Genomic DNA, 23,715 nt, shown 5'->3' with positions numbered 1-23,715 from the left:
GGCCACACAGAGAGGCGGTGCTTAGATAGGCCACCTTCACAAGCGCATTCGAAGGTACACGTCAAACCAAGGTGCTTCAGGTGCCGGATTTGATCCTGGTCCAGGCCCTTGTCCTGGCGCGTTCGGCTTTGCTGTCCAGGGGGATGAGGGTGTAGAGCGTGGCCATGGCGGTGTCGGTCGGATACAGGTTGGGGTTGTGGCGAATGGTCGGGTCGACCCTCTCGGTAGCGTCCCTGTTTGGATTGGGGTACCCGACGAAGTCACTGATGGGTGCGATCACTGTGGGTTGCAGCAGGTAGTTGATGAAGGTGTAGGCGTCGTTCGGGTTTTTGGCGCCTTTGGGAATGGCGAGCATGTCGAACCAGATCGGCGCGCCTTCCTTGGGCAGGCGCATGTCCACGGTCACGCCATTCTTGGCGTCTTTGGCACGGTTGGCGGCTTGGGAAAAACTGCCGGAATAGCCCACCGCCACGCAAATATCCCCGTTGGCGATGTCGGCCATGTACTTGGAGGAGTGAAAGTAAGTGATAAACGGGCGGATCTTCATCATCAGTGCTTCGGCCTTGTCGTAGTCCTTGGGATTGCCGCTGTTGGGGTCCAGGCCAAGGTGTTGTAACGCCAGGGGCAGTATTTCCGAGGGCGAGTCCAGCAGTGCGACGCCGCATTGCTTGAGCTTGCTGAGGTTTTCCTCCTTGAAGATCAGGTCCCAGCTGTCCACGGGGGCGTTGTCGCCCAGGGCCGCCTTGACCTTGGCTGGGTTGAAGCCGATCAGGATGGTGCCGTACATGTAGGGCACGGCGTATTGATTGCCGGGGTCGTTGGCTTCGATCAGCTTCATCAGCTTGGGGTCCAGGTGCTTCCAGTTGGGCAACTGGCTTCGATCCAGGGGCTGGAACACACCGGCTTCGATCTGCTTGGCCAGGAACACATTGGACGGCACCACCACGTCATAGCCGGAGTTGCCGGTGAGCAACTTGGCTTCCAGGGCTTCGTTGGTGTCGAAGATGTCATACACCAACTTGATCGACGGGTTCTGTGCCTTGAAGTCTTCCAGCGCCTTGGGCGTGATGTAGTCGAACCAGTTGTAGACCTTCAGGGTTTTTTCTTCGGCCTGGGCTGCGCCACTGACAACCACGGCGCACAGGGCGAGCGACTTGAGTATGTTCATTGGGCTGCTTCCTCGAAACCTTCCAGCACGTTGACGGCGTTGATGCCGATTTCCTCCACCGCGTAGCCGCCTTCCATCACGAACAGCGTGGGCTTGCCCAGGCGGGCAATGCGCGCGCCCATGGCCAGGTAGTCCGGGCTGTCGAGCTTGAACTGCGAGATAGGGTCGTCCTTGAAGGTGTCCACGCCCAGGGACACCACGATGATGTCGGCGGCGTAGCGCTCGATCTCTGTGCAGGCTTGTTCAAGCGCTGCGCTCCAAGCCTCCCAGCCTGAACCTGCGGGTAGCGGGTAATTGAAGTTGAAACCTTCTCCGATGCCTTCTCCCTGCTCATCTGCATACCCGAGGAAGAACGGAAACTCTGCCTCCGGATGGCCGTGGATCGAGGTGAACAGCACGTCGCTGCGTGCATAAAAAATCGACTGTGTGCCGTTGCCGTGGTGGTAATCCACGTCGAGGATCGCGACCTTTTTGCAGCCCTGATCAAGGAACGCCTGGGCCGCGATGGCTGCGTTGTTGAGGTAGCAATAACCGCCCATCAAATCGCTGGCGGCGTGATGCCCAGGCGGGCGGCACAGCGCGAAGGTACTGTGGGCGCCTTGCGCGATGGCGGCCTGGGCTGTGAGGGCGACTTGCGCGGCGCTGTAGGCTGCTTGCCAGGTGCCGGCGGTAATCGGCGCGCCACCGTCGAAACTGTAATAGCCCAACTGGCCGTGCAGGCTGGTGGGAATCACGCGGCGCAACGTGCGGGCGGGCCAGGTGTAGGGCAGCAGGTCGCCGTCCTGGCCGTATTCGGTCCAGCGTTGCCAGGCGCCTTTGAAGAAATCCAGATAGTCGCGGCTATGGACGCGTTGCAGCGGCGCCAGGCCAAAATCCTGCGGGGCCTGCACGGGGCCCAGTTCCCGCGTCTTGACCCGTTGCAGCACGTGGTCGGCACGCGAGGGCATTTCAAAGCAGGGCATCAGTTGCCCGTCCATCAGTTCACAACGGCCGTGGTGCAGGTGGTGATCGTCCGAGTAGATCGTCAGCATTTGTTGTTCTCCGCAAGCTGTATCGGTGTATGCAGTCTTGCGGTGGGCGCGGTTTATGAGAACGTCAGGAGCGGCCAAAAGGGGATCAATATGGCCAAAGTGTGTGTCCGCAATTCGCCCCTCATTGGCGCGTCATGCACGAAATTGGCTCGGCGTCACGCCGCTCCAGCGCACGAAGGCATGTCTGAAACTCGCCGTTTCGCTGAACCCCAGCGTCTCGGCAATTCGGTGGATCGGCCACAGGTTGTCAGCCAACAACTGTTTGGCGCGTTCAAAGCGCAACTCATCGAGCAGTTCCTGATAGCTGCAGCCCAGGTCATGCAGGTGCCGGCGCAGGGTGCGCGCCGAACAGTTCATCTGCTGCGCCAGGCCATCGAGCCCAGGGGCGGCGTGCAGTTGTGCGGCCAGCAACTGGCGGATTCGCCCCAGCCAGGCCTCGCGCCCGGTGAATTCGGTGTTTTGTTTGCGGCAACGTTCGACCATGGCCTGGTGGGTGACCGTGTCGGCCAGGGGCAACGGTTGGGCAAGCCAGCGTTTATCAAAGGCGAACGCGTTGGCAATAGCCTGAAACTGTAGCGGGCAGTCGAAGCTCTCGGCGTAGCGCGCCTGATAATCCGGCGCGTCGTGCTCAAAACGAGCGCCCAGCAAGGGCAGGGGATGGCCGAGCAGGTCGTCACAGATGACCTTCAGTGATCCCAGACACAACTCGACATTGAAGGCGGTCAGGGCCGGGTTTTCGCGGTAGTCGCCGGCCGTGAACCAGATACGTTCGCCGTCTTCCTCCAGGCTCAGTTCGAAGAGTGTTCCCAACAGCGCCGGATACCGCAGGGCCAGGTGCAAAGCGTCACCGAAAGTGGCACTGGTGAGCAGGGCATAGCCCAGTATGCCGTAGGAAGAAACATGCATACGCCGGCCAACGATCAGGCCGATATCGCGCTGACGGGCCACGGCATTGGCGCACACTTGCATCTCCTGGTGCGTGGCGATGCGCGTGTCGGCGCGGCTCAAGTCCGCCGCGCAGATGCCGCTGCCGGCCAGCAACGCTTCGTGGGGCAAACCTTCGGCCTCGAAGGTGCTGAGTACCAAGGACACGGCATTGAGGGTGGTGAGGTGGGAGTGCAGCATGGGAACTTCCAGCCAGGAGAGGCTGGAAGTGGAGCAAGTTACATGCCGGTCAGCTCAGTTCGCCGCACAGGTCCAATTCCACCAGGCGACGGATTTCGCTGGTCTCCAGCCCGGCACCGAGCAGGGCGTTGAGCTTGCCGAACGCTGCCTCGCGGGTCATGCCGCCACCGGACAGTACGCCCACATCGCGCAGCCGGCTGCCGGCCTCGTACACGTCCAGTTCCACGCCGCCTTCATGGCATTGGGTGATAGCAACCACCACCACATCCTGGTCCTGCGCACGTTGAAGGCTGGCCAGGAAGGCTGGGTTGTCACTTGGCCCGGTGCCGCTTCCGAAGCACTCCAGTACCAACGCCTGAATGCCGCTGCCAATTACAGCGTCCAGTTGCGCGGCATCAATACCCGGCACCAACGGCAGTACGGCGACATTCGCCAAGGCTTTGGGCTGACGGTAATCCAGCGCGGCCGGCAGGGACTCGGTGCGGGCAATGCCACCCTGGCGTTGCAAGGTCGCAAACGGATTGCGCCCGAAACTGCGAATTTTCGCGCAACGGGTCGGCGCCATCAGCGCGCCGTGGAAGTACAGGTGTACACCCGCTGCCAGGCCTTCGCCCAATGCCGCCAAAGCACCGCTGACATTTTCCCAGGCATCGCTGTCCGACACGCCGGCCGGCAACATCGAGCCGGTGAACACCACCGGTGCGGGCAAGCCCAGCAATTGGAAACTCATGGCCGCCGCGCTGTACGCCAGGGTGTCAGTGCCGTGCAGGATCAGCACCGCGTCGCAGCCGTCGTCCACGGCTTCAACCACGGCGGTACGCAGGCGCTGCCAATAGGCGGGGGTCATGTTGGCGCTGTCGATCAGTGGCGACATTTCCCGGAAGCGCCATGTAGGTACTGGTGCATCGGCAAACTGCTCGCGCATACGCGCCTCAAAACCTGAAGCGGGCGCAAGGCCATTGGCGCTGGCCTGCATACCGATGGTGCCGCCGGTGTAGAGCACCATCACGTTGTTAGCTGGTTGCATGAGAAATCTCCTGAACGAAAAACGCCGCCGGGCCCAGAGCATGCCCAAGGCCGGGCGGCGTGTCATCTAGCGGTGATCAACGTTGCGCTTGAGCGCTCAGTTCAGCCGAGGGTGCTGCTTCAGGCTTCACCGGATTGGCCGGCCAGGCCTTGCGGTCCAGGTCCAGGTCAGGGAACTGGCTGGAGTCGAACACCGGGGTCTTGATGCCCGCCGCGCGCTGGTTGTCGTAGTCGTTGAGGATGCGCATGGCGATCTTGAACAGGAATGCCAGGGCGAACAGGTTGACGAACGCGAGCATGGTCATGGTGATGTCGGCGAAGGCGAACACGGTGCTCAGGTTCTCGATCGAACCCCAGAAAATCAGCACCAGCACCAGTGCGCGATAGCCCATCAGCACCTTGCGGTTATTGCCGACCAGAAAGCGCAGGTTGCTCTCGCCCAGGTAGTAGTTGTACATGATCGAGGTGAACACGAACAACGCCAGGGCCACCGAGATGAACATGCGGCCCCAGTCACCGACCACCGCCGCCAGGGAGTTCTGGGTCAGGGCAATGCCGTCGCCTTCAAAGCCTGGGGTGTAGAAACCCGACAGCAGGATCAGCAACGCAGTACAGGTGCAGATCACGAAGGTGTCGAGGAACACGCTGAACGCTTGCACCACGCCCTGGGCGATCGGATGCTCTACCGAAGCCACCGCGGCTACGTTAGGCGCACTGCCCAGACCTGCTTCGTTGGCGAACACGCCGCGCTTTACACCCATGATGATCGCGCTGCCCACCAGGCCACCGAAGGCTTGGTCGAGGCCGAACGCGCTCTTGACGATGGTCGCGAGCATGGCCGGTACGTGGTCGAATTGCAGCACGATCACGTACAGGGTCACGGCGATGTACACCAGGGTCTTGACCGGTACCAGCAGGTCGGCAATCGACGCAATACGCTTGATCCCGCCGATGAACACCAGGCCCAACAACACCGCCAGCGCGAGGCCGGTGTAAGTGGTGTCGAGGCCAAAGGCGTTATTGAGCGAGTGGGTCACGGCGTGGGCTTGCAGGCCGTTGAAGGCAAAACCGAAGGTCACCAGCAGCAGGAACGCCATGACCATCCCCAGCCAACGCTTCTGCAGGCCGTGCTGGATGTAATAGGCCGGGCCGCCACGGTAGGTGCCTTCAGCGTCGGTGCGCTTGTACAACTGGCCGAGGGAGCACTCGATAAAGCTCGAAGACATGCCCACCAGAGCAGTGACCCACATCCAGAACACCGCCCCCGGACCACCCAGGGTCACAGCAATACCGACACCCGCGATGTTACCGGCACCCACGCGGCCGGCCAGGCTGAGCATCAGCGCCTGGAACGAGCTGAGTTGACCGGCGCTGCTCTTGAGGCTGTCTTTAAACACCGAGAACATGTGGAAAAAGTGACGCAATTGAACGAAACGCGAGCGGATCGTGAAATAACCGCCGAGCCCGACTATGAGCACGATCAGTACTTTCCCTGAGAGGAAGTCGTTGATGACTTCGAGCATGGAGTGTTCCTCGCTGATTTTTCTGATGGCAAACGCAGGACGGTCCGACGCATCGCTCAGCACCAGGCAGTGCACGACGCTTCGATCCCCATCCTTTTGCGGGTGTTGTTATTCATGCGGTTTCGCGTGGTACCCGGGCCTCGTTACCGATGGCCGCAGACGCGAGAGGGGCGGCACTATACCTAGGCGAGACTGATCCGTCTGCACGGGCTGATTAAAGGTTTCAGCCACGCGGTGGCAAGCAAGGTGGGTTTGCAGGGCGATATTGGAGTTTTTATGGGCTTCATTTCACAACCTTGAGGCAAAAAAAAGGGCCTGAAGAACGAGCCTTCAGGCCCTCAAAAGGTGAGAGGTGTCTAGTCCCTCAGCCTGGTGAGCGGTGCAACAAACGCTTAGGCCTTCAGCGGGACCAAGCGTGGAGCGATCATGTTTTCCGGGCGCAGGATGTCGTTGAGCATGGCGTCGTCGAGCAAGCCTTCTTCACGCACCAGTTCCAGCACGCCGCGGCCGCTTTCAAGAGCGATACGCGCGATGCGGGTGGCGTTTTCATAGCCGATGTAGGGGTTCAGCGCGGTGACCAGGCCGATGGAGTGCTCCACCAGTTCGCGGCAGCGTGCTTCGTTGGCGGTGATGCCGACGATGCAATGCTCGCGCAGCATGTCCATGGCGCGTTGCAGCAGGCGGATCGAGTCGAAGATCTTGAAGGCGATCAGCGGCTCCATCACGTTCAGTTGCAATTGACCGCCTTCGGCCGCCATGGTCAGGGCCAGGTCGTTGCCGATGACCTGGAATGCCACCTGGTTAACGGCTTCCGGAATCACCGGGTTGACCTTGCCGGGCATGATCGAGCTGCCTGGCTGGCGCGCCGGCAGGTTGATCTCATTGATGCCGGTGCGTGGGCCGCTGGACAGCAGGCGCAAGTCGTTGCAGATCTTCGACAGCTTCACCGCGGTACGCTTGAGCATGCCGGAGAACAGCACGAAGGCGCCCATGTCGGAGGTGGCTTCGATCAGGTCGGCCGCCGGTACCAGCGGCTGACCGCTGATGGTGGCCAGGCGTTGTACGGCCAGGGCCTGGTAGCGTGGGTCGGCGTTGATGCCGGTGCCGATGGCGGTGCCGCCCAGGTTCACTTCGGTGAGCAGCTCCGGCGCCAGGGTCTTCAAGCGCGCCAGGTCTTCACCCAGGGTGGTGGCGAAGGCGCGGAATTCCTGACCGAGGGTCATCGGCACGGCGTCTTGCAATTGGGTACGGCCCATTTTCAGCACATGGCTGAACTCGGCGCCTTTGGCGGCGAACGCCTGGATCAGGCTGTCGAGGCTGGCCAGCAGCGCGTCATGGCCCAGCAGCAGACCCAAGCGGATCGCGGTCGGGTAGGCGTCGTTGGTCGACTGCGCCATGTTCACGTCGTTGTTGGGGTGCAGGTACTGGTATTCGCCTTTCTGATGGCCCATGGCCTCCAGCGCGATGTTGGCGATGACTTCGTTGGCATTCATGTTGGTTGAAGTGCCAGCGCCGCCTTGAATCATGTCCACCACGAACTCTTCGTGGAAATCGCCGCGGATCAGGCGGGCACAGGCTTCGCTGATGGCAGCGTGCTTGGCTTCGCTGAGCTGGCCCAACTCGCGGTTGGCGTCAGCCGCTGCTTGCTTGACCATTGCCAGGCCGACCACCAATTTCGGGTAATGCGAAATCGGAACGCCCGAGAGGCGGAAGTTGTTCACCGCTCGCAGGGTCTGGATGCCGTAATACGCTTGAGCAGGTACTTCGAGTACGCCAAGCAGGTCTTTTTCTGTACGGAAAGATGCAGCAGAGGACATGACGGAAATCATCTCGATATGGACCCGGAACTGGCCGGAACGCTGCGAATGCTAGGCTTGTAGAAGTTTTTGGGCCAATGCTGTTAAACACTGGGCTATGCACAAACGGCATAATGTGGATGTGACCCAGCCATGATGGCGGGCGTGTGTGCCAAAATGGTGCATTCGGCGTGGGAGGCAATGATGAACCTTGAAAGCAAATGGCTGGAAGACTTCAGCGCCCTGGCGGCGACGCGCAGCTTTTCCCAGGCTGCGGAGCGGCGTTTTGTGACGCAGCCGGCGTTCAGTCGCCGTATTCGCAGCCTTGAAGCCGCGTTGGGCCTGACGCTGGTCAACCGCTCGCGCACGCCCGTGGAGCTGACAGCGGCGGGGCAGTTGTTCCTGGTGACGGCGCGCACCGTGGTCGAACAGCTCGGCGAAGTACTGCGGCATTTGCATCATCTGGAAGGCGGGCAGGGTGAAGTCATGCAGGTGGCGGCCGCACACTCGCTGGCACTGGGGTTCTTTCCACGTTGGATCGCACAGCTGCGCAACGAGGGGCTGAACATCGCCACGCGATTGGTTGCCACTAACGTCGGCGACGCTGTGCACGCCCTGCGCGAAGGCGGTTGCGACCTGATGCTGGCGTTTTACGACCCGGATGCCGCCATGCAGATGGACGCCGAGATATTCCCATCGCTGCACCTGGGCAACACCGAAATGCTCCCGGTGTGCGCCGCCGATGCCGATGGCAAGCCGCTGTTCGACCTGGAAAGCGAGGGCAGTGTGCCGTTGCTGGCCTACAGTGCCGGGGCGTTCCTCGGCCGCTCGGTGAATTTACTGCTGCGCCAGCGGGCCCTGCGGTTCACCACCATTTACGAAACCGCCATGGCTGACAGCCTCAAGAGCATGGCTCTTGAAGGCTTGGGCATCGCCTGGGTGCCTCAACTGAGCGTGCGTGCCGAACTGGCTCGCGGCGAACTGGTGGTGTGCGGCGGGCCGCAATGGCACGTGCCCCTGGAGATTCGCTTGTATCGCTGTGCGTTGGTGCGCAAGGCGAATGTGCGGTTGCTGTGGCGCAAACTGGAAGGAGGCGCGGCGCAAAGTACCTGAGCCTGACACAGATCCAATGTGGGAGGGGGCTTGCTCCCACAGGGTTTTGCGGTGCAGGGGACTGACTCAAGAGTCAATAAAACCGCCGGTTTGAGCGGCTAGACAGATGGTCATTCCAGGGGCTGTTTATCTGGATTATTACGGTATACTGCGCGGCCTTCGGCCGGTTCAACCGGCCGCGTTTCGAGGTCAGAACTCGCCGAGCGAAGATCAGGCAAGGCAAAAACAAGCGAGGAAGCGGAGTTGGCTTTAGCCAATGAGCATTCCGAGTTTGTTTTTAACGCAGCCTGACTGAGCGCAGGCAGTTCTGGCCCGAAACTAATTCGTACAACAAGCCACGCCGGTCTCCTGCGTGGCTTGTTGTTTTTTGACGCGCCTGCGGGCGCCCAGAGAGAAGAGGCACGACGATGAGTGCATTGGTTGGCGTGATCATGGGCTCCAAGTCCGATTGGTCCACCCTTAGCCACACCGCCGATATGCTGGAAAAACTCGGCATTCCGTATGAAGTGAAGGTGGTCTCTGCCCACCGCACCCCGGATTTGCTGTTCCAGTATGCCGATGAAGCAGAATCCCGTGGCATCGAGGTGATCATCGCCGGTGCCGGCGGCGCGGCGCACTTGCCAGGTATGTGTGCGGCCAAGACGCACCTGCCGGTGCTTGGCGTGCCGGTGCAGTCGTCGATGCTCTCGGGCGTGGATTCGCTGTTGTCCATCGTGCAGATGCCGGCCGGTATCCCGGTAGCGACCCTGGCGATCGGCAAGGCCGGCGCGATCAACGCTGCATTGCTGTCGGCCAGTATCCTGGGCGCCAAGCACCCGCAGTTCCACGCGGTGCTGAAAAAATTCCGTGCTGAGCAGACAGACAGTGTGCTGGACAATCCAGACCCACGCATCGCCTGAGGTTGTTGACGATGAAAATCGGTGTAATCGGTGGTGGCCAACTCGGTCGCATGCTGGCCCTGGCGGGCACTCCGCTGGGGATGAACTTCGCTTTCCTGGACCCGGCGCCAGATGCCTGCGCCGCCGCCCTGGGTGAACACCTGCGCGCTGACTACAGCGACCCGGATCACCTGCGCCAACTGGCCGACGAAGTCGACCTGGTGACGTTCGAGTTTGAAAGCGTCCCGGCCGAAACCGTGGCCTTCCTGTCGCAGTTCGTACCGGTGTACCCGAGCGCTGAAGCCTTGCGCATCGCCCGGGACCGCTGGTTCGAGAAGAGTATGTTCAAGGACTTGGGCATCCCCACCCCGGCCTTCGCCGACATCCAGTCCCAGGCAGACCTGGACGCCGCTGTCGCCAGCATCGGCCTGCCTGCGGTGTTGAAAACCCGCACCCTGGGTTACGACGGCAAGGGCCAGAAAGTGCTGCGTACCGCCGCCGATGTGGTTGGCACCTTCGCTGAGCTGGGCAGCGTCGGCTGCCTGCTGGAAGGCTTTGTGCCATTCACCGGTGAAGTATCGCTGATCGCCGTGCGTGCCCGTGATGGTGAGACGCGCTTTTACCCGCTGGTGCACAACACCCACGACAGCGGCATCCTCAAGCTGTCCGTGGCCAGCACCGACCACCCACTGCAGGCCCTGGCCGAAGATTATTCCAGCCGCGTGCTCAAGCAACTGGATTACGTCGGCGTGATGGCGTTCGAGTTCTTTGAAGTCGACGGCGGCCTCAAGGCCAACGAAATCGCCCCGCGTGTTCACAACTCCGGGCACTGGACCACCGAAGGCGCCGAGTGCAGCCAGTTCGAAAACCACCTGCGGGCGGTGGCGGGCTTGCCGTTGGGCTCCACGGCCAAGGTCGGCGAGAGCGCCATGCTCAACTTCATCGGCGTAGTCCCGCCGGTTGAGCGGGTGATTGCCATCGATGACTGCCACCTGCATCACTACGGCAAGGCGTTCAAGGCCGGACGCAAAGTCGGGCACGCAAACCTGCGCTGCAAGGATCGCGCAACGCTGCAGGCGCAGATCCTCAAGGTCGAAGCGCTGATCGCCGAGTAATAAGCCGGGAGTCGGCGGGAACCATTGGTCACCGTCGTCTCTCTGATTGCAGGATGATAAAGCCTGACTAGGCTTTGTCATGACTCACATTCAATCAGAGGGAAATGCCATGGGTATCATTGGAACCATCTTTATCGGCTTGATCGTTGGCCTGCTGGCGCGTTTCCTCAAGCCGGGTGACGACAGCATGGGCTGGATCATGACCATTCTGCTGGGTATCGCCGGCTCCCTGGCCGCGACCTATGGCGGCCAGGCACTGGGGATCTACCAGGCAGGCCAGGGCGCGGGCTTCATCGGCGCGCTGGTAGGTGCCATCGTGTTGCTGGTGATCTACGGCCTGATCAAAAAGAAGTAATCAGCCGACAAAGTCCTCTGCGCTGCGCAGGCGCAGAGGGCTAGAATGCTCGGCACTTGTATTTGCCGAGCCTCTCCATGCGCCGTCTATTCTTGACTCTCCTCCTGCTGGGCTCTGGCCTGGCGCACGCTGGCGAACTGCCGGAAACCGACTGGCTCGACCTGATGCCGCTTTCGGACCAGAAAGCCCTCGAAGCCATGCCAGAGATCGACCATAACTCCCCCGAAGCCCAAGGCACGTTCACTGAAAAAGGTGGCTTGAAGCAGAGCAAAGGCTTGCCCGCAGTGATGTATTCCACCAAGACCGTGGCGGCCATGAACGGCAAGAATATCCGCATTGGTGGGTATCCGGTGCCGTTGGAAACCGATGCCAAAGGCCGCAGCACGCTGTTCTTCCTGGTGCCGTATCCGGGCGCCTGCATCCATGTGCCGCCACCGCCGCCTAACCAACTGGTGCTGGTGCGGTATCCCAAGGGGTTGAAGCTGGATGATATCTACACGCCGCTGTGGGTCACGGGCATGTTGAAGGTGGAGAAGGTCAACAATGACTTGGCCGATGCAGCGTATGCACTGGAGGCGGGGAAGGTGCGGGTGGTGAAGGAGTCCGATCTCTAACTGGCGCTACCAATCCCTGTGGGAGCTGGCTTGATCTGCGATGCAGGCGACTCGGTGTGTCAGTTGCACTGAGGCGATGCTATCGCAGGCAAGCCAGCTCCCACATTCTGACTGGGTTTACAAAGTGATATTGGTGATACGAACGCCCAAGGTGTGGCTTTTACCGGGGGCCAGGCTTACCACATCATCCAGCACATTCGCCGTCTCGATGCACAACATGCCCTGCCAGCCGTCGTCAGCCATGTCATCAAGTGCCTCGGCCCGTTCGGTCCAGGGGTTCCAGATCACGGTGGACTTCGAGCCTTCGCTGGTGAGTTGGATGCGGCGTTGCCAGTCTTTATCCACAATGCTCAACTGCGCTGGCGTATCCAGGTAGATACGATCAGTTTCGCCAGTGAAGTGCAGCAAGCCGGATTGCTGCTTCTCGGTCCACCCATCAGCAGTGTCGATATAGGCCAAGCCATCCACCCCCTCGACCTGCACGTTGCGCACGTCGCTCACAGCAAAGTAGGTGTGCAGTGCCTGGCTGAAGGTCACGGTGTCGGTGCCACGGTTGTGGCTGGTGAGGCGGATATGCAGTTGCTCGTCCAGCAGCAGGCTCAGCGTCAAGTCAACCTGATGGGGCCAGCCGGGAAAGCCGTTCGCAGGAGTCGGCAGCACCAGCTCGATACGCAGGGCTTCACCTTCGATTGCCGTCCCGGCCAACTCCCAGAGCGCGGTGCGCACAAAGCCGTGGGCGCCGGCAGGCTGATCGCTTTGGCGCATGGCTTTTACGCTCTGCGGGTTACGGTCGAAAACACCAAACCACGGCCAGCACACCGGCACGCCGGTACGGATGCCTTTGCCCCGCTTGAACACCGCCGCGGGGTTCGGCCATATCAGTGGCTGTTCGCCCTCGCGCTGGTAACTGAAGATATGCGCACCCTGTTGGGCCACCATCAGCTCGGCGCCGTTGTGGCGGATGCGCCAGCAGTCCAGCTCGTCGATTTTCATCGTCTCAACGTGGGGCGTAGGCATAACAAAGCTCTCTCAAGTGGCAGGCAATGGGGCAATTGACCGTTAAAACCCGGCGAGGTTTAACGCGCCCGTGACGGTACCGAACGGGTGCGACCGCTGCCGTCGATGGCGACGAACACAAATACCGCTTCGGTGACCTTGCGCCATTCGCTGGACAGCGGGTCATCGCTCCACACTTCGACCATCATCTGGATCGAGCTGCGGCCAATTTCCAGAGCCTGGGTATAGAAGGAAAGCTGTGCACCCACGGCTACCGGTACCAGGAAGGCCATGCGATCAATGGCGACGGTGGCTACGCGCCCGCCGGCGACCTTGCTGGCCATTGCCGTGCCTGCCAGGTCCATCTGCGCGACCAGCCAGCCGCCGAAGATATCGCCAAAACCATTGGTTTCACGCGGCAGTGCAGTGATTTGCAGGGCGAGATCGCCTTGCGGGATAGGATCTTCTTGTTCGAGTTCGATCATGCCGAGGGTGCCTCTGACCCGTGACGCTTCATGGGTATTTGAAGTGGATAGCCGTCTTCTGGAAAAACGTTTCAGCACCAACATACACCGCTCGATGCGTTTCTCGTAAGGCGAACTAAAGGGAAACTCTGCCAAATCGGCTGGATGGTACCCAACAACGTTTTGGCACAGCAGCCCCTCAAGACAGCGGGTCTGGCGCTTGCACTGGCGAGTATATCGAGACCCTGGCGCCACGACGACCTCCGGACGCTCATTTGGTCGGTAAATAGACGCTGTATCGGGGCTTTTGCGCGCAACTGTGTTCCTGGCGCTGTGCTTTTTCAGGCGATTTGCTATCTTGCCAAACCCGCCGCAAGTCACGGGCGTGCAGTCCTTTACGATGATTACTATAAGAGAAGCCTTGCCATGTCCTCCGTGCCCGCAAGCAGTGCGCAGCCCTCGCGCCCGCTGACCCGCAACGACTACAAAACCCTGTCGCTGTCTGCCTTGGGCGGGGCGCTGGAGTTCTACGACTTCATCATCTTTGTGTTTTTCGCCACCGTGGTCGGAAAACTGTTCTTCCCCGTCGACATGCCCGAATGGCTGCGCATGATGCAGACCTTCGGCATCTTCGCCGCCGGCTACCTGGCCCGCCCACTGGGCGGCATCATCATGGCGCACTTCGGCGACCTGCTGGGGCGCAAGAAGATGTTCACCCTGAGCATCTTCATGATGGCCGTACCCACCCTGATCATGGGCCTGCTGCCCACCTACGCGCAGATCGGCCTGTGGGCGCCGCTCTTGCTGCTGCTGATGCGCGTCATCCAGGGTGCGGCGATTGGCGGCGAGGTACCGGGCGCCTGGGTGTTCGTCTCCGAGCACGTTCCGCCGCGCCACATCGGCTACGCCTGCGGCACCCTGACCAGCGGCCTCACCGCCGGTATTCTGCTCGGCTCGCTGGTAGCTACTGCGATCAATACGGCCTATACCCCGGAGCAGGTCTCCGATTACGCCTGGCGGATCCCATTCCTGCTTGGCGGTGTATTCGGTCTGTTGTCGGTGTATCTGCGCCGCTGGCTGCATGAAACGCCGATCTTCGCTGAGATGCAGCAACGCAAGACCCTTGCTGCCGAGCTGCCGTTGCGTGCAGTGCTGCGTGACCACCGGGGCGCCATTGTGTTGTCGATGTTGCTCACCTGGCTGCTGTCCGCCGGCGTCGTGGTGGTTATCCTGATGACGCCGACCGTGCTGCAAACCGTCTACCACTTCAGCCCCACGGTGGCACTGCAAGCCAACAGCCTGGCCATCGTGACCCTGAGCCTGGGCTGCATCGCCTCGGGTGCCCTGGCCGACCGTTTTGGCGCCGGTCGCGTGCTGGTTACCGGTTGCGCACTGCTGCTGGCGACCTCCTGGACGCTGTATCACAGCCTGATGGCCCACCCGGACTGGCTGTTTCCGTTGTACGCATTGACCGGTTTGTTCGTGGGCACCATCGGTGTAGTGCCCTACGTGATGGTCAAGGCGTTCCCGCCAGTGGTGCGCTTCAGCGGCCTGTCGTTCTCCTACAACGTCGCCTATGCCGTATTCGGTGGACTGACGCCATTGGCGGTGTCGCTGCTGATGAAGGAGAGCCCGATGGGCCCGGCTTACTATGTGGCCGTCCTGTGTGTGATGGGGATGTTGGTGGGTGGGTATCTGTGGAAACGCGGTCGCTAACGCCAGCCTGATCTACTGTGGTGAGGGAGCAAGCTCCCTCGCCACAATGAGAGTGCCTGTTCCGTTTTTTACTTCGCATACCTTTGCTTCCCGATAGTGGCCTTTCATCTAATTGTCACATTGCAGACATAGAGTGTTCACACGGCCTCTCGATACTTGGCCCCGATCCAATTATCCCTATCTGCTAGGAGCAAGGCATGAAACTGAAACGTTTGATGGCGGCAATGACTTTTGTCGCTGCTGGCGTTGCGACCGCCAACGCGGTGGCCGCTGGTGTTGATCCGGCAATCCCGGCGTACGTCAAGACCACTGGTGTGTCGGGTAACTTGTCCAGCGTCGGCTCCGACACCCTGGCTAACCTGATGACTTTGTGGGCTGAGGGTTACAAAAAGGAATACCCGAACGTCAACATCCAGATTCAAGCTGCCGGTTCCGCCACCGCGCCACCTGCGCTGACTGAAGGCACCTCCAACCTGGGCCCGATGAGCCGCAAGATGAAGGACACCGAACTGGCGGCCTTCGAGCAGAAGTACGGCTACAAGCCAACCGCTATCCCGGTTGCCGTGGACGCCTTGGCGGTGTTCGTGCACAAGGACAACCCGATCCAGCACCTGACCATGGAGCAAGTCGACGCGATCTTCTCCTCGACTCGCCTGTGCGGCGCCAAAGCTGACGTTAAAACCTGGGGCGACCTGGGTGTGACCGGCGACCTGGCCAACAAGCCAGTGCAATTGTTCGGTCGCAACTCGGTATCCGGCACCTACGGCTACTTCAAGGAAGAAGCCCTGTGCAAAGGCGACTACAAGCCTAACGTGAACGAACAACCTGGCTCGGCTTCGGTCGTGCAGTCGATCAGCTCCTCGCTGAACGGCATCGGTTACTCGGGCATCGGCTACAAGACCGCCAGCGTGAAGACCGTGGCCCTGGCCAAGAAAGGCAGCACTGACTTCATCGAAGACAGCGAAGAAAACGCCCTGAACGGCAAATACCCGCTGTCGCGCTTCCTCTACGTTTATGTCAACAAAGCCCCGAACAAGCCGCTGGCCCCGCTGGAAGCCGAGTTCGTGAAACTGGTGCTGTCCAAGCAGGGCCAGGAAGTTGTCGTCAAGGACGGCTACATCCCACTGCCTGCCAAAGTGGCCGCCAAGGCCTTGGCTGAGCTGGGTCTGAAAGAAGGCAACTAAGCCTGCGATACCTGATGTAGACGCATGCTTTTCTGTGGGAGCGGGCTTGCCCGCGATGCTGGCGACGCGGTTTAGCGTTGAAATCGTGTTGATGCCATCGCGGGCAAGCCCGCTCCCACATAAGCAGTCTGCATCCCTAATTTTTAATCCGCTGCCAGCCCTGCTTCGCGGCGGATTTGTTGCGTCACTGCACTGTCATCTTTCTGTCATACAGGATCGCTAGGGTGTGCGCATGAATGATCTGGCCAATTCCACCATGACGACAACTTCTCCCCCCAAGCGCATTGATTTCAATACGCCTGAGTTGCAACGCAAGCGCCGCATTCGCGCGCTCAAGGATCGCCTGACCCGCTGGTATGTGCTGGTCGGTGGCCTCGCCGTCCTCGGCGCCATCACCCTGATCTTCTTCTTCCTCGCCTACGTCGTTGCACCTCTGTTCCAGGGCGCCTCGTTGACCAAGGAAGACGCGCTGACCCCCGCCTGGATGCAGGACGCCGGCAAGCCGTTGATGATCTCCCTTGAAGAACAGAACCAGGTCGCCATGCGGGTTTCCGACAAGGGCCAGGCGCTGTTCTTTGAAGTGGACTCCGGCGCCGAGCTCAAGCGTGTCGACTTGCCGCTTCCGGCCGGTGCCAGCGTTGCTTCTATTGGTGAAGACCAGCCGGGCAGCCCGCTGGTTATCCTTGGTTTGTCCAATGGCCAGTCCCTGGTGTTCCGCCACACCTATAAAGTGTCGTACCCGGACGGCAAGAAGACCATCACCCCAGCGATTGAATACCCTTACGGCGAAACGCCGATCGTGTTGGATGAGGCCGGTCGCCCACTGGAGCATGTCGCCCTCAACGCCACTGACTCCACCTTGGTGGTGGCCGGTTCGGCGGGTTCGTACCTGAACGTGCTGTCGTTGAGCCGCGAAGAAAACATGATGACCGGTGAAGTCACCAGCGAGCAGAAGCGCATCGAGCTGCCGCAGATGACCGAACCGGTGAAAGCCATCTTTGTCGACCCACGCCAGCAATGGCTTTACGTGATCAACGGTCGCGCCCTGGCCGATGTGTTCAGCCTGCGCGACAACAGCCTCAACGGTCGCTACAAACTCCTGGAAGACGGCGCAGCCGAAGTCACCGCCAGCACTCAGCTGGTGGGCGGTATCTCGCTGATCGTCGGCAACTCCAAGGGCGGCCTGGCCCAGTGGTTCATGGCCCGCGACCCGGATGGCGAGCAACGCCTGAAACAGATCCGCACCTTCCAGATGGGCACTGCGCCCATTGTCGAAATCAGTGCTGAAGAGCGCCGCAAAGGCTTCACCGCGCTCGATGCCGCTGGCCAGTTCGGCGTTTTCCACAGCACCGCTCACCGCACCCTGCTGGTCGACCCGGTGGTCGACGGCCAGGGCCTGTTCGGTATGTCGCCACGGGCCAACCGCGTAATCGTCGAGGCCGGCGGCAAGCTGCAACCGCTGTTGCTCGACAACCCGCACCCGGAAGTCTCGTGGAGCGCGTTGTGGAGCAAGGTCTGGTACGAGAACTACGACGAGCCTAAATACGTCTGGCAGTCCACCGCCGCCAACACCGACTTCGAACCCAAGATGAGCCTGGCCCCGCTGACCTTCGGCACGTTGAAGGCTGCGTTCTACGCCATGCTGCTGGCCGCGCCGCTGGCGGTTGCCGCCGCGATCTACACCGCTTACTTCATGGCCCCGAGCCTGCGCCGCAAGGTCAAGCCAGTGATCGAACTGATGGAAGCCATGCCGACCGTGATCCTCGGCTTCTTCGCCGGCCTGTTCCTGGCGCCGTACGTGGAAGGGCACTTGCCGGGCATTTTCAGCCTGCTGATGCTATTGCCGATCGGCATCCTGGTCGCCGGTTTTGTCTTCAGTCGCTTGCCCGAGTCGATTCGCCTGCGGGTGCCGGACGGCTGGGAAAGCGCGATCCTGATCCCGGTAATCCTGCTGGTGGGCTGGCTCTCGCTGTACATGAGTCCATACCTGGAAACCTGGTTCTTTGGCGGCGACATGCGCATGTGGATCTCCCATGACCTGGGGATCACCTACGACCAGCGCAACGCCCTGGTGGTCGGCCTGGCCATGGGTTTTGCGGTGATCCCGAACATCTACTCGATCGCCGAAGACGCCGTGTTCAGTGTGCCACGCGGCCTGACCCTGGGCTCCCTGGCCCTGGGCGCCACGCCCTGGCAGACCATGACCCGCGTGGTCATCCTCACCGCCAGCCCGGGCATCTTCTCGGCACTGATGATCGGCATGGGCCGTGCAGTGGGTGAAACCATGATCGTGCTGATGGCCACCGGTAACACCCCGGTCATGGAGATGAACCTGTTCGAGGGCTTGCGCACCCTGGCGGCCAACGTCGCGGTGGAAATGCCCGAGTCGGAAGTCGGTGGCAGTCACTACCGCGTGCTGTTCCTCTCGGCGCTGGTGCTGCTGCTGTTCACGTTCATCATGAACACCCTCGCCGAACTGATTCGTCAGCGTCTGCGCAAGAAATACTCGTCGCTTTAAGAAAGGTAGAAGTCTGTGAAACAGAACTCCCTGAATGGATGGTTCAAGAGCGGCGCCCCAGGCGTCTGGATCAGCGGTGGCGCGGTGTCCATCGCGGTCATCATGACCATTGGTTTGCTGGCTGTGATTGCCGTGCGTGGCCTGGGCCACTTCTGGCCGGCCGACCTGATCCAGGCCAACTACAACGTGCCGGGCCAGGCCAACCATATCGTCATCGGCGAAGTGGTACAGAAAGAAGAAGTGCCGCGTGAGCGCCTCAAGAGCGCCGGCCTGCCGGTGCCGGACCAGGGCCCGGAATTCATGACCCGCGAGCTGATCAAGGTCGGCAACCGCGACTTGAACGGCAACGACTTCACCTGGATCGTCGGCGAATGGTTGAAGGACCAGACCAAGCCGGCCAACCTGATGGCCATTGAGCGTCGTGAGTGGGGCAACTTCTACGGCACCCTGGTCAACGTCAAGCAGGACGGCAAGGTCATCGCTGAAGGCGAGGCCGCATGGCCAGAGCTGCAAGCTCGCGTGGACCGTGTCAACAAGCTCGCCGCCCAGCTCAAGACCCTGGAAAAAACCGATATCGGTGCGATCAACGCCGGCCTGGAACGCATCCGCCTGCACGGGCGCAAACTGGAACTGGAAGGCAAGCTCGACGCCGCCGCCCAGGCCGATATGGACGCCGACCGCGCCGAACTCAACGCCCGCTATCAAGATATCGAAGCGCGCCTGGCCGACTTGCACGCTCAGTTCAACCGCGACGCCCTGACTGCCCGCGACGGCAACGGCAAGGAAGTGGAGATCGGCATCGGCAAGGTGGTGCACGCCTACCAGCCTAACGCCATGGGCACCCTGACCAAGATCGGCTTCTACTTCAGCAAAGTCTGGGAATTCCTCAGTGATGACCCACGGGAAGCCAACACCGAAGGCGGGATTTTCCCGGCCATCTTCGGCACCGTGATGATGACCCTGATCATGGCGATGATCGTGACCCCGTTTGGCGTGCTGGCGGCCGTGTACCTGCGTGAGTACGCCAAGCAGAACACTCTGACGCGGATCATCCGTATCGCCGTGAACAACCTGGCGGGCGTACCGGCCATTGTCTACGGCGTATTCGGCCTGGGCTTCTTCGTCTATGTACTGGGTGGTTCGGTTGACCGCCTGTTCTTCGCCGAAGCCCTGCCGGCGCCGACCTTCGGTACTCCGGGCCTGCTCTGGGCCTCGCTGACCCTGGCGCTATTGGCGGTGCCGGTGGTGATCGTGGCCACCGAAGAAGGCCTGGCGCGCATTCCTCGCACGGTGCGTGAAGGCTCCCTGGCACTGGGCGCGACCAAGGCGGAAACGCTGTGGAAGATCGTGCTGCCGATGGCCAGCCCGGCCATGATGACCGGCATGATCCTCGCCGTGGCCCGCGCCGCCGGCGAAGTGGCGCCGCTGATGCTGGTGGGCGTAGTGAAGCTGGCTCCGTCGCTGCCGCTGGACGGCAACTATCCGTACCTGCACCTGGACCAGAAAATCATGCACCTGGGCTTCCATATTTATGACGTCGGCTTCCAGAGCCCTAACGTCGAAGCCGCAAGGCCGCTGGTGTACGCCACCGCGTTGCTGCTGGTGCTGGTGATCGCCACGCTCAACCTGTCGGCGGTGTGGATCCGTAACCACCTGCGCGAAAAATACAAGGCGCTGGACAGCTAACACGGCCCCCTGTGGGAGCTGGCTTGCCTGCGATGCAGACGACGCGGTGTATCAGTAAGACCGCAGTGATGCCATCGCAGGCAAGCCAGCTCCCACAGACACAGAATTTGAGTAAGCCGCCCCGGCGGTTCAACGAAACGAATTGGTAGCACAGGGAGCATCCCATGCAACACGAAAACCAACCTCACGGCATCAACATGTCTGCCCTGGGTCGCGACAAACAGAGCCTGAGCCTGGCCCAGGAAACCGTGGCCATCGAAGTCCCGGGCCTGAGCCTGTACTACGGCGAAAAACAAGCGCTGTTCGACGTCAGCATGAACATCCCCAAGCAGCGCGTGACCGCCTTTATCGGCCCGTCCGGCTGCGGCAAGTCGACATTGCTGCGCACGTTCAACCGTATGAATGACTTGGTGGACGGTTGCCGTGTGGAAGGTGCGATCAATCTCTACGGCACCAATATTTACCGCAAGGGTGAAGACGTGGCCGAGTTGCGACGCCGGGTGGGGATGGTGTTCCAGAAGCCCAACCCGTTCCCCAAGACCATTTATGAAAACGTGGTCTATGGCCTGCGCATCCAGGGCATCAACAAGAAGCGCGTCCTCGACGAAGCGGTTGAATGGGCTCTCAAGGGCGCCGCGTTGTGGGACGAGGTCAAGGACCGTCTGCACGAGTCGGCACTTGGCTTGTCCGGCGGCCAGCAGCAGCGTCTGGTGATCGCCCGTACCATCGCCGTAGAGCCGGAAGTGCTGCTGCTCGACGAACCGTGCTCGGCGCTCGACCCGATCTCGACCTTGAAAGTCGAAGAGCTGATCTACGAGCTCAAGTCCAAGTTCACCATCGTTATCGTGACCCACAACATGCAACAGGCGGCGCGGGTTTCGGACTACACCGCGTTCATGTACATGGGCAAGCTGGTGGAGTTCGGCGATACCGATACCCTGTTCACCAATCCGGCGAAGAAGCAGACCGAAGACTACATCACCGGTCGCTACGGCTAGGAAGCTGTGGTTCTGATTGCACTGACGCTGCGGTTCTCCGCACCTTACCGGACGCTCCAAGGACGCCAACATGATTAGCAAAGAAGGCCTTACCCATCACATCTCCGCGCAGTTCAACGCCGAGCTTGAGGAAGTGCGCAGCCACCTCCTGGCGATGGGCGGGCTGGTGGAGAAGCAAGTCAACGATGCTGTCACCGCGCTGATCGAGGCCGACTCGGGCCTGGCCCAGCAGGTGCGCGAGATCGATGACCAGATCAACCAGATGGAACGCAATATCGATGAAGAGTGCCTGCGCATTCTTGCCCGTCGCCAGCCGGCGGCCTCGGACCTGCGTTTGATCATCAGCATCTCCAAGTCGGTGATTGACCTGGAGCGCATTGGCGACGAAGCCACCAAGATCGCCCGGCGTGCCATCCAACTGTGCGAAGAAGGTGAAGCGCCACGCGGTTATGTGGAAGTGCGCCATATCGGCGACCAAGTGCGCAACATGGTGCGCGATGCCCTCGACGCGTTTGCGCGTTTCGATGCAGACCTGGCGTTGTCGGTGGCTCAGTACGACAAGGTCATCGACCGCGAGTACAAGACCGCCTTGCGTGAGCTGGCCACCTACATGATGGAAGATCCACGCTCTATCTCGCGGGTCTTGAGCATTATCTGGGTGCTGCGCTCGCTGGAGCGGATCGGCGATCACGCGCGTAATATCTCGGAACTGGTGATCTACCTGGTGCGCGGCACCGACGTTCGGCACATGGGCCTCAAGCGCATGAAGGCCGAAGTTGAAGGCTCCGCCGATCAAACGCCTAATGTTCCAGGCGAACCTGACGATAAGTAAGGTTGCCCGTGAAATTAACGCCCGGCCATTGGCCGGGCGTTTTCGTTTGTGGCAGCTGAATTTTTTGCGCGGGCGGCGAATAAAGTCCGAACGTGACTGCAAGGTTTTGGCAAAATGCCATCAGTCAGGCGTACTGCCAGCCGAGGTTTTTATAGGATGAAGGGTCGATGAGCAAAGTCAGTGTATTGGTGGTGGATGACGCCTCGTTTATTCGCGACCTGGTGAAGAAGTGCCTGCGCAATTACTTCCCCGGAATCAAGATCGAAGATGCGGTGAACGGCAAAAAGGCGCAATCCATCCTGATGCGCGAAACCTTCGACCTGGTGCTGTGTGACTGGGAAATGCCTGAGATGTCCGGTCTTGAGCTCTTGACCTGGTGCCGCGAGCAAGCGCATCTGAAGGCCATGCCGTTCGTGATGGTGACCAGCCGTGGCGATAAGGAAAACGTGGTTCAGGCGATCCAGGCCGGCGTTTCCGGCTATGTCAGCAAACCGTTCACCAACGAGCAACTGCTCAACAAGGTCAAGCAGGCCCTGCACAAGATCGGCCGCCTCGACGCACTGATCGCCAGCGCGCCGACCAAGATGAACTCGGCCTTCGGCAACGACTCCCTGAGCGCCCTGACCGGCGGCAGACCCGAAGCGGTCAAGCCGGCCCCGGTGGCGGCACCCAGTAAAGGTCTGCTCAACACCCCACCCGTGAAGGCCCCAGCAGCAGCGGCGCCGGCTGGCAGTCGCGGTCAGGGCCAGTTGCGCCTCGCAAGCGGCACTCAGCAATGCGTGATCAAGGCCCTGAGCATCAAGGAAGCGTTGCTGGTGGTAAAGCGCGGCGACGTCCTGCCTCAGGTACTGGAAAGCGCCGTGCTCGACCTTGAGCAGGGCGACAACGCCGAAGTCGCACGCCTCAACGGCTACCTGCATGCCATCGTCGCCTACGAGCCCAAGCCCGACAGCGACTGGTTGCAACTGACCTTTCGCTTTATCGACCAGGATGCGCAGAAGCTGGACTACATCTCGCGCCTGATTGCGCGCGGTACGGCGCAGAAGCATTTTGTGCCGGGTGCCTGATGGCCTGAATCAAGCAATCGACCGGTTGTCTGATTCCTGCTGGATGGCTTGATTTATATCTGTTCCGATATAGGCTCTCGATAACGCTTCAGTGTTGTCGAGCCTTTGCTATGCCTTGAAACACAGCTGCACCGCCTTTGGTTGAGTCGTCGATTACGCTTTTTCTTTCCAGGAAAGGAGAAGTCAATGCCAAGGCACAAGGATGTGGTGTTTCTAGGAAGCTCGCTCAAGGATCTCAAGGATTTTCCTCTCGACGCCCGAAGGGCAGCCGGTTTTCAGTTGGATCTGTTGCAACAGGGTGAGCAGCCCTTCGATTGCAAGCCGATGAAAACGATCGGGAGGGGCGTCAATGAGATTCGGATCACTGAAGAGTCGGGAGCGTTTCGAGTGTTCTACGTGGTCAATCGGCCTGAAGCTGTCTATGTGCTGCACGCGTTGCGCAAGACCACACGGAAAACCGAAGGGCGGGATATCGAATTGGCGCGTGCCAGATTGCAGGAATTAGGTTAA

The 23,715-nt window shown here is 60.7% G+C and carries 21 protein-coding genes; 13 read left to right on the top strand and 8 right to left on the bottom strand.

The features are described from left to right. Window positions 1-76: 76 nt before the first annotated feature. The 6 genes from J1G33_RS05480 to aspA form a co-directional block, all read right to left on the bottom strand. Window positions 77-1,168, bottom strand: a complete 1,092-nt coding sequence (locus J1G33_RS05480; RefSeq protein WP_032878667.1) for a polyamine ABC transporter substrate-binding protein — start codon at window positions 1,166-1,168, stop codon at window positions 77-79. After that, complete coding sequence (locus J1G33_RS05475; protein WP_032878668.1) at window positions 1,165-2,199, bottom strand: histone deacetylase family protein; 1,035 nt, start codon at window positions 2,197-2,199, stop codon at window positions 1,165-1,167. Before J1G33_RS05475 ends, J1G33_RS05480 begins: the two co-directional genes overlap by 4 nt. A gap of 132 nt (window positions 2,200-2,331) precedes the next feature. Continuing rightward, window positions 2,332-3,324 (bottom strand): AraC family transcriptional regulator, encoded by a 993-nt coding sequence (locus tag J1G33_RS05470; protein WP_032878669.1) that lies wholly within the window; start codon window positions 3,322-3,324, stop codon window positions 2,332-2,334. 49 nt (window positions 3,325-3,373) lie between these two features. Beyond that, complete coding sequence (locus J1G33_RS05465) at window positions 3,374-4,351, bottom strand: asparaginase (protein ID WP_223017790.1); 978 nt, start codon at window positions 4,349-4,351, stop codon at window positions 3,374-3,376. A gap of 76 nt (window positions 4,352-4,427) precedes the next feature. Beyond that, a complete protein-coding gene (locus J1G33_RS05460) occupies window positions 4,428-5,873 on the bottom strand; it encodes an alanine/glycine:cation symporter family protein (protein ID WP_005792545.1) in 1,446 nt (481 codons plus the stop codon). Between the two features lie 392 nt (window positions 5,874-6,265). Continuing rightward, window positions 6,266-7,690, bottom strand: coding sequence for an aspartate ammonia-lyase (gene aspA / locus J1G33_RS05455; RefSeq protein WP_032878672.1), 1,425 nt, complete (start codon window positions 7,688-7,690; stop codon window positions 6,266-6,268). 183 nt (window positions 7,691-7,873) lie between these two features. Here aspA and J1G33_RS05450 point away from each other — a divergent pair, with 183 nt between their 5' ends. The 5 genes from J1G33_RS05450 (at window position 7,874) to J1G33_RS05430 (ending at window position 11,744) form a co-directional block, all read left to right on the top strand. Then, complete coding sequence (locus J1G33_RS05450) at window positions 7,874-8,782, top strand: LysR substrate-binding domain-containing protein (protein WP_032881175.1); 909 nt, start codon at window positions 7,874-7,876, stop codon at window positions 8,780-8,782. Between the two features lie 407 nt (window positions 8,783-9,189). Continuing rightward, complete coding sequence (gene purE, locus J1G33_RS05445) at window positions 9,190-9,681, top strand: 5-(carboxyamino)imidazole ribonucleotide mutase (RefSeq protein WP_003195648.1); 492 nt, start codon at window positions 9,190-9,192, stop codon at window positions 9,679-9,681. An 11-nt stretch (window positions 9,682-9,692) separates the two neighbouring features. Continuing rightward, window positions 9,693-10,775 carry a 5-(carboxyamino)imidazole ribonucleotide synthase gene (locus J1G33_RS05440; protein WP_032878674.1) on the top strand — a complete coding sequence of 361 codons (1,083 nt, stop codon included), beginning with the start codon at window positions 9,693-9,695 and terminating at the stop codon, window positions 10,773-10,775. Between the two features lie 109 nt (window positions 10,776-10,884). Next, window positions 10,885-11,130, top strand: a complete 246-nt coding sequence (locus tag J1G33_RS05435) for a GlsB/YeaQ/YmgE family stress response membrane protein (protein WP_005792540.1) — start codon at window positions 10,885-10,887, stop codon at window positions 11,128-11,130. 77 nt (window positions 11,131-11,207) lie between these two features. Beyond that, window positions 11,208-11,744: a DUF3299 domain-containing protein gene (locus J1G33_RS05430; protein WP_032878676.1), complete on the top strand. Its 537-nt coding sequence runs from the start codon at window positions 11,208-11,210 to the stop codon at window positions 11,742-11,744. A 117-nt stretch (window positions 11,745-11,861) separates the two neighbouring features. Here the strand turns inward: J1G33_RS05430 and J1G33_RS05425 are convergent, their stop codons facing one another. Continuing rightward, complete coding sequence (locus J1G33_RS05425; RefSeq protein WP_223017789.1) at window positions 11,862-12,761, bottom strand: D-hexose-6-phosphate mutarotase; 900 nt, start codon at window positions 12,759-12,761, stop codon at window positions 11,862-11,864. A 59-nt stretch (window positions 12,762-12,820) separates the two neighbouring features. Then, window positions 12,821-13,225 carry an acyl-CoA thioesterase gene (locus J1G33_RS05420; protein ID WP_003176975.1) on the bottom strand — a complete coding sequence of 135 codons (405 nt, stop codon included), beginning with the start codon at window positions 13,223-13,225 and terminating at the stop codon, window positions 12,821-12,823. A 405-nt stretch (window positions 13,226-13,630) separates the two neighbouring features. Here J1G33_RS05420 and J1G33_RS05415 point away from each other — a divergent pair, with 405 nt between their 5' ends. The 8 genes from J1G33_RS05415 (at window position 13,631) to J1G33_RS05380 (ending at window position 23,715) form a co-directional block, all read left to right on the top strand. Beyond that, window positions 13,631-14,920, top strand: a complete 1,290-nt coding sequence (locus tag J1G33_RS05415) for an MFS transporter (protein WP_005792537.1) — start codon at window positions 13,631-13,633, stop codon at window positions 14,918-14,920. 197 nt (window positions 14,921-15,117) lie between these two features. Then, entirely contained in the window at window positions 15,118-16,104 is a 987-nt protein-coding gene (locus J1G33_RS05410) for a phosphate ABC transporter substrate-binding protein PstS (protein ID WP_005792536.1), read from the top strand. A 484-nt stretch (window positions 16,105-16,588) separates the two neighbouring features. After that, the gene (locus J1G33_RS05405; protein WP_223017822.1) at window positions 16,589-18,622 is read left to right on the top strand and encodes an ABC transporter permease subunit; all 2,034 of its coding nucleotides are present in this window, start codon (window positions 16,589-16,591) and stop codon (window positions 18,620-18,622) included. 15 nt (window positions 18,623-18,637) lie between these two features. Then, window positions 18,638-20,308 (top strand): phosphate ABC transporter permease PstA, encoded by a 1,671-nt coding sequence (gene pstA, locus J1G33_RS05400; RefSeq protein ID WP_032878679.1) that lies wholly within the window; start codon window positions 18,638-18,640, stop codon window positions 20,306-20,308. A 164-nt stretch (window positions 20,309-20,472) separates the two neighbouring features. Next, on the top strand, window positions 20,473-21,306 hold the full coding sequence (gene pstB / locus J1G33_RS05395) for a phosphate ABC transporter ATP-binding protein PstB (RefSeq protein WP_005792533.1): 834 nt from the start codon (window positions 20,473-20,475) through the stop codon (window positions 21,304-21,306). Between the two features lie 70 nt (window positions 21,307-21,376). Then, on the top strand, window positions 21,377-22,138 hold the full coding sequence (gene phoU / locus J1G33_RS05390) for a phosphate signaling complex protein PhoU (RefSeq protein ID WP_017528598.1): 762 nt from the start codon (window positions 21,377-21,379) through the stop codon (window positions 22,136-22,138). 167 nt (window positions 22,139-22,305) lie between these two features. After that, window positions 22,306-23,205, top strand: a complete 900-nt coding sequence (locus tag J1G33_RS05385; RefSeq protein ID WP_032878681.1) for a response regulator — start codon at window positions 22,306-22,308, stop codon at window positions 23,203-23,205. Between the two features lie 186 nt (window positions 23,206-23,391). Further along, window positions 23,392-23,715 carry a type II toxin-antitoxin system RelE/ParE family toxin gene (locus tag J1G33_RS05380; RefSeq protein WP_005792530.1) on the top strand — a complete coding sequence of 108 codons (324 nt, stop codon included), beginning with the start codon at window positions 23,392-23,394 and terminating at the stop codon, window positions 23,713-23,715.

It is taken from the genome of Pseudomonas sp. P867, from assembly GCF_019891455.1.
GTDB lineage: Bacteria > Pseudomonadota > Gammaproteobacteria > Pseudomonadales > Pseudomonadaceae > Aquipseudomonas > Aquipseudomonas synxantha_A.
The sequence above is the reverse complement of the archived record's forward strand: the minus strand, read 5'-3'. Positions and strand labels throughout refer to the sequence as shown.

Coding starts and splice junctions, on each gene's coding strand:
- J1G33_RS05450 (WP_032881175.1), top strand. CDS start 7,874: ATGAACCTTGAAAGCAAATGGCTGGAAGACTTCAGCGCCCTGGCGGCG.
- phoU (WP_017528598.1), top strand. CDS start 21,377: ATGATTAGCAAAGAAGGCCTTACCCATCACATCTCCGCGCAGTTCAAC.
- J1G33_RS05415 (WP_005792537.1), top strand. CDS start 13,631: ATGTCCTCCGTGCCCGCAAGCAGTGCGCAGCCCTCGCGCCCGCTGACC.
- J1G33_RS05425 (WP_223017789.1), bottom strand. CDS start 12,761: ATGCCTACGCCCCACGTTGAGACGATGAAAATCGACGAGCTGGACTGC.
- J1G33_RS05410 (WP_005792536.1), top strand. CDS start 15,118: ATGAAACTGAAACGTTTGATGGCGGCAATGACTTTTGTCGCTGCTGGC.
- J1G33_RS05380 (WP_005792530.1), top strand. CDS start 23,392: ATGCCAAGGCACAAGGATGTGGTGTTTCTAGGAAGCTCGCTCAAGGAT.
- purE (WP_003195648.1), top strand. CDS start 9,190: ATGAGTGCATTGGTTGGCGTGATCATGGGCTCCAAGTCCGATTGGTCC.
- J1G33_RS05385 (WP_032878681.1), top strand. CDS start 22,306: ATGAGCAAAGTCAGTGTATTGGTGGTGGATGACGCCTCGTTTATTCGC.
- J1G33_RS05475 (WP_032878668.1), bottom strand. CDS start 2,199: ATGCTGACGATCTACTCGGACGATCACCACCTGCACCACGGCCGTTGT.
- pstB (WP_005792533.1), top strand. CDS start 20,473: ATGCAACACGAAAACCAACCTCACGGCATCAACATGTCTGCCCTGGGT.
- J1G33_RS05460 (WP_005792545.1), bottom strand. CDS start 5,873: ATGCTCGAAGTCATCAACGACTTCCTCTCAGGGAAAGTACTGATCGTG.
- J1G33_RS05465 (WP_223017790.1), bottom strand. CDS start 4,351: ATGCAACCAGCTAACAACGTGATGGTGCTCTACACCGGCGGCACCATC.
- J1G33_RS05440 (WP_032878674.1), top strand. CDS start 9,693: ATGAAAATCGGTGTAATCGGTGGTGGCCAACTCGGTCGCATGCTGGCC.
- J1G33_RS05430 (WP_032878676.1), top strand. CDS start 11,208: ATGCGCCGTCTATTCTTGACTCTCCTCCTGCTGGGCTCTGGCCTGGCG.
- J1G33_RS05480 (WP_032878667.1), bottom strand. CDS start 1,168: ATGAACATACTCAAGTCGCTCGCCCTGTGCGCCGTGGTTGTCAGTGGC.
- aspA (WP_032878672.1), bottom strand. CDS start 7,690: ATGTCCTCTGCTGCATCTTTCCGTACAGAAAAAGACCTGCTTGGCGTA.
- J1G33_RS05435 (WP_005792540.1), top strand. CDS start 10,885: ATGGGTATCATTGGAACCATCTTTATCGGCTTGATCGTTGGCCTGCTG.
- J1G33_RS05420 (WP_003176975.1), bottom strand. CDS start 13,225: ATGATCGAACTCGAACAAGAAGATCCTATCCCGCAAGGCGATCTCGCC.
- J1G33_RS05470 (WP_032878669.1), bottom strand. CDS start 3,324: ATGCTGCACTCCCACCTCACCACCCTCAATGCCGTGTCCTTGGTACTC.
- J1G33_RS05405 (WP_223017822.1), top strand. CDS start 16,589: ATGCAGGACGCCGGCAAGCCGTTGATGATCTCCCTTGAAGAACAGAAC.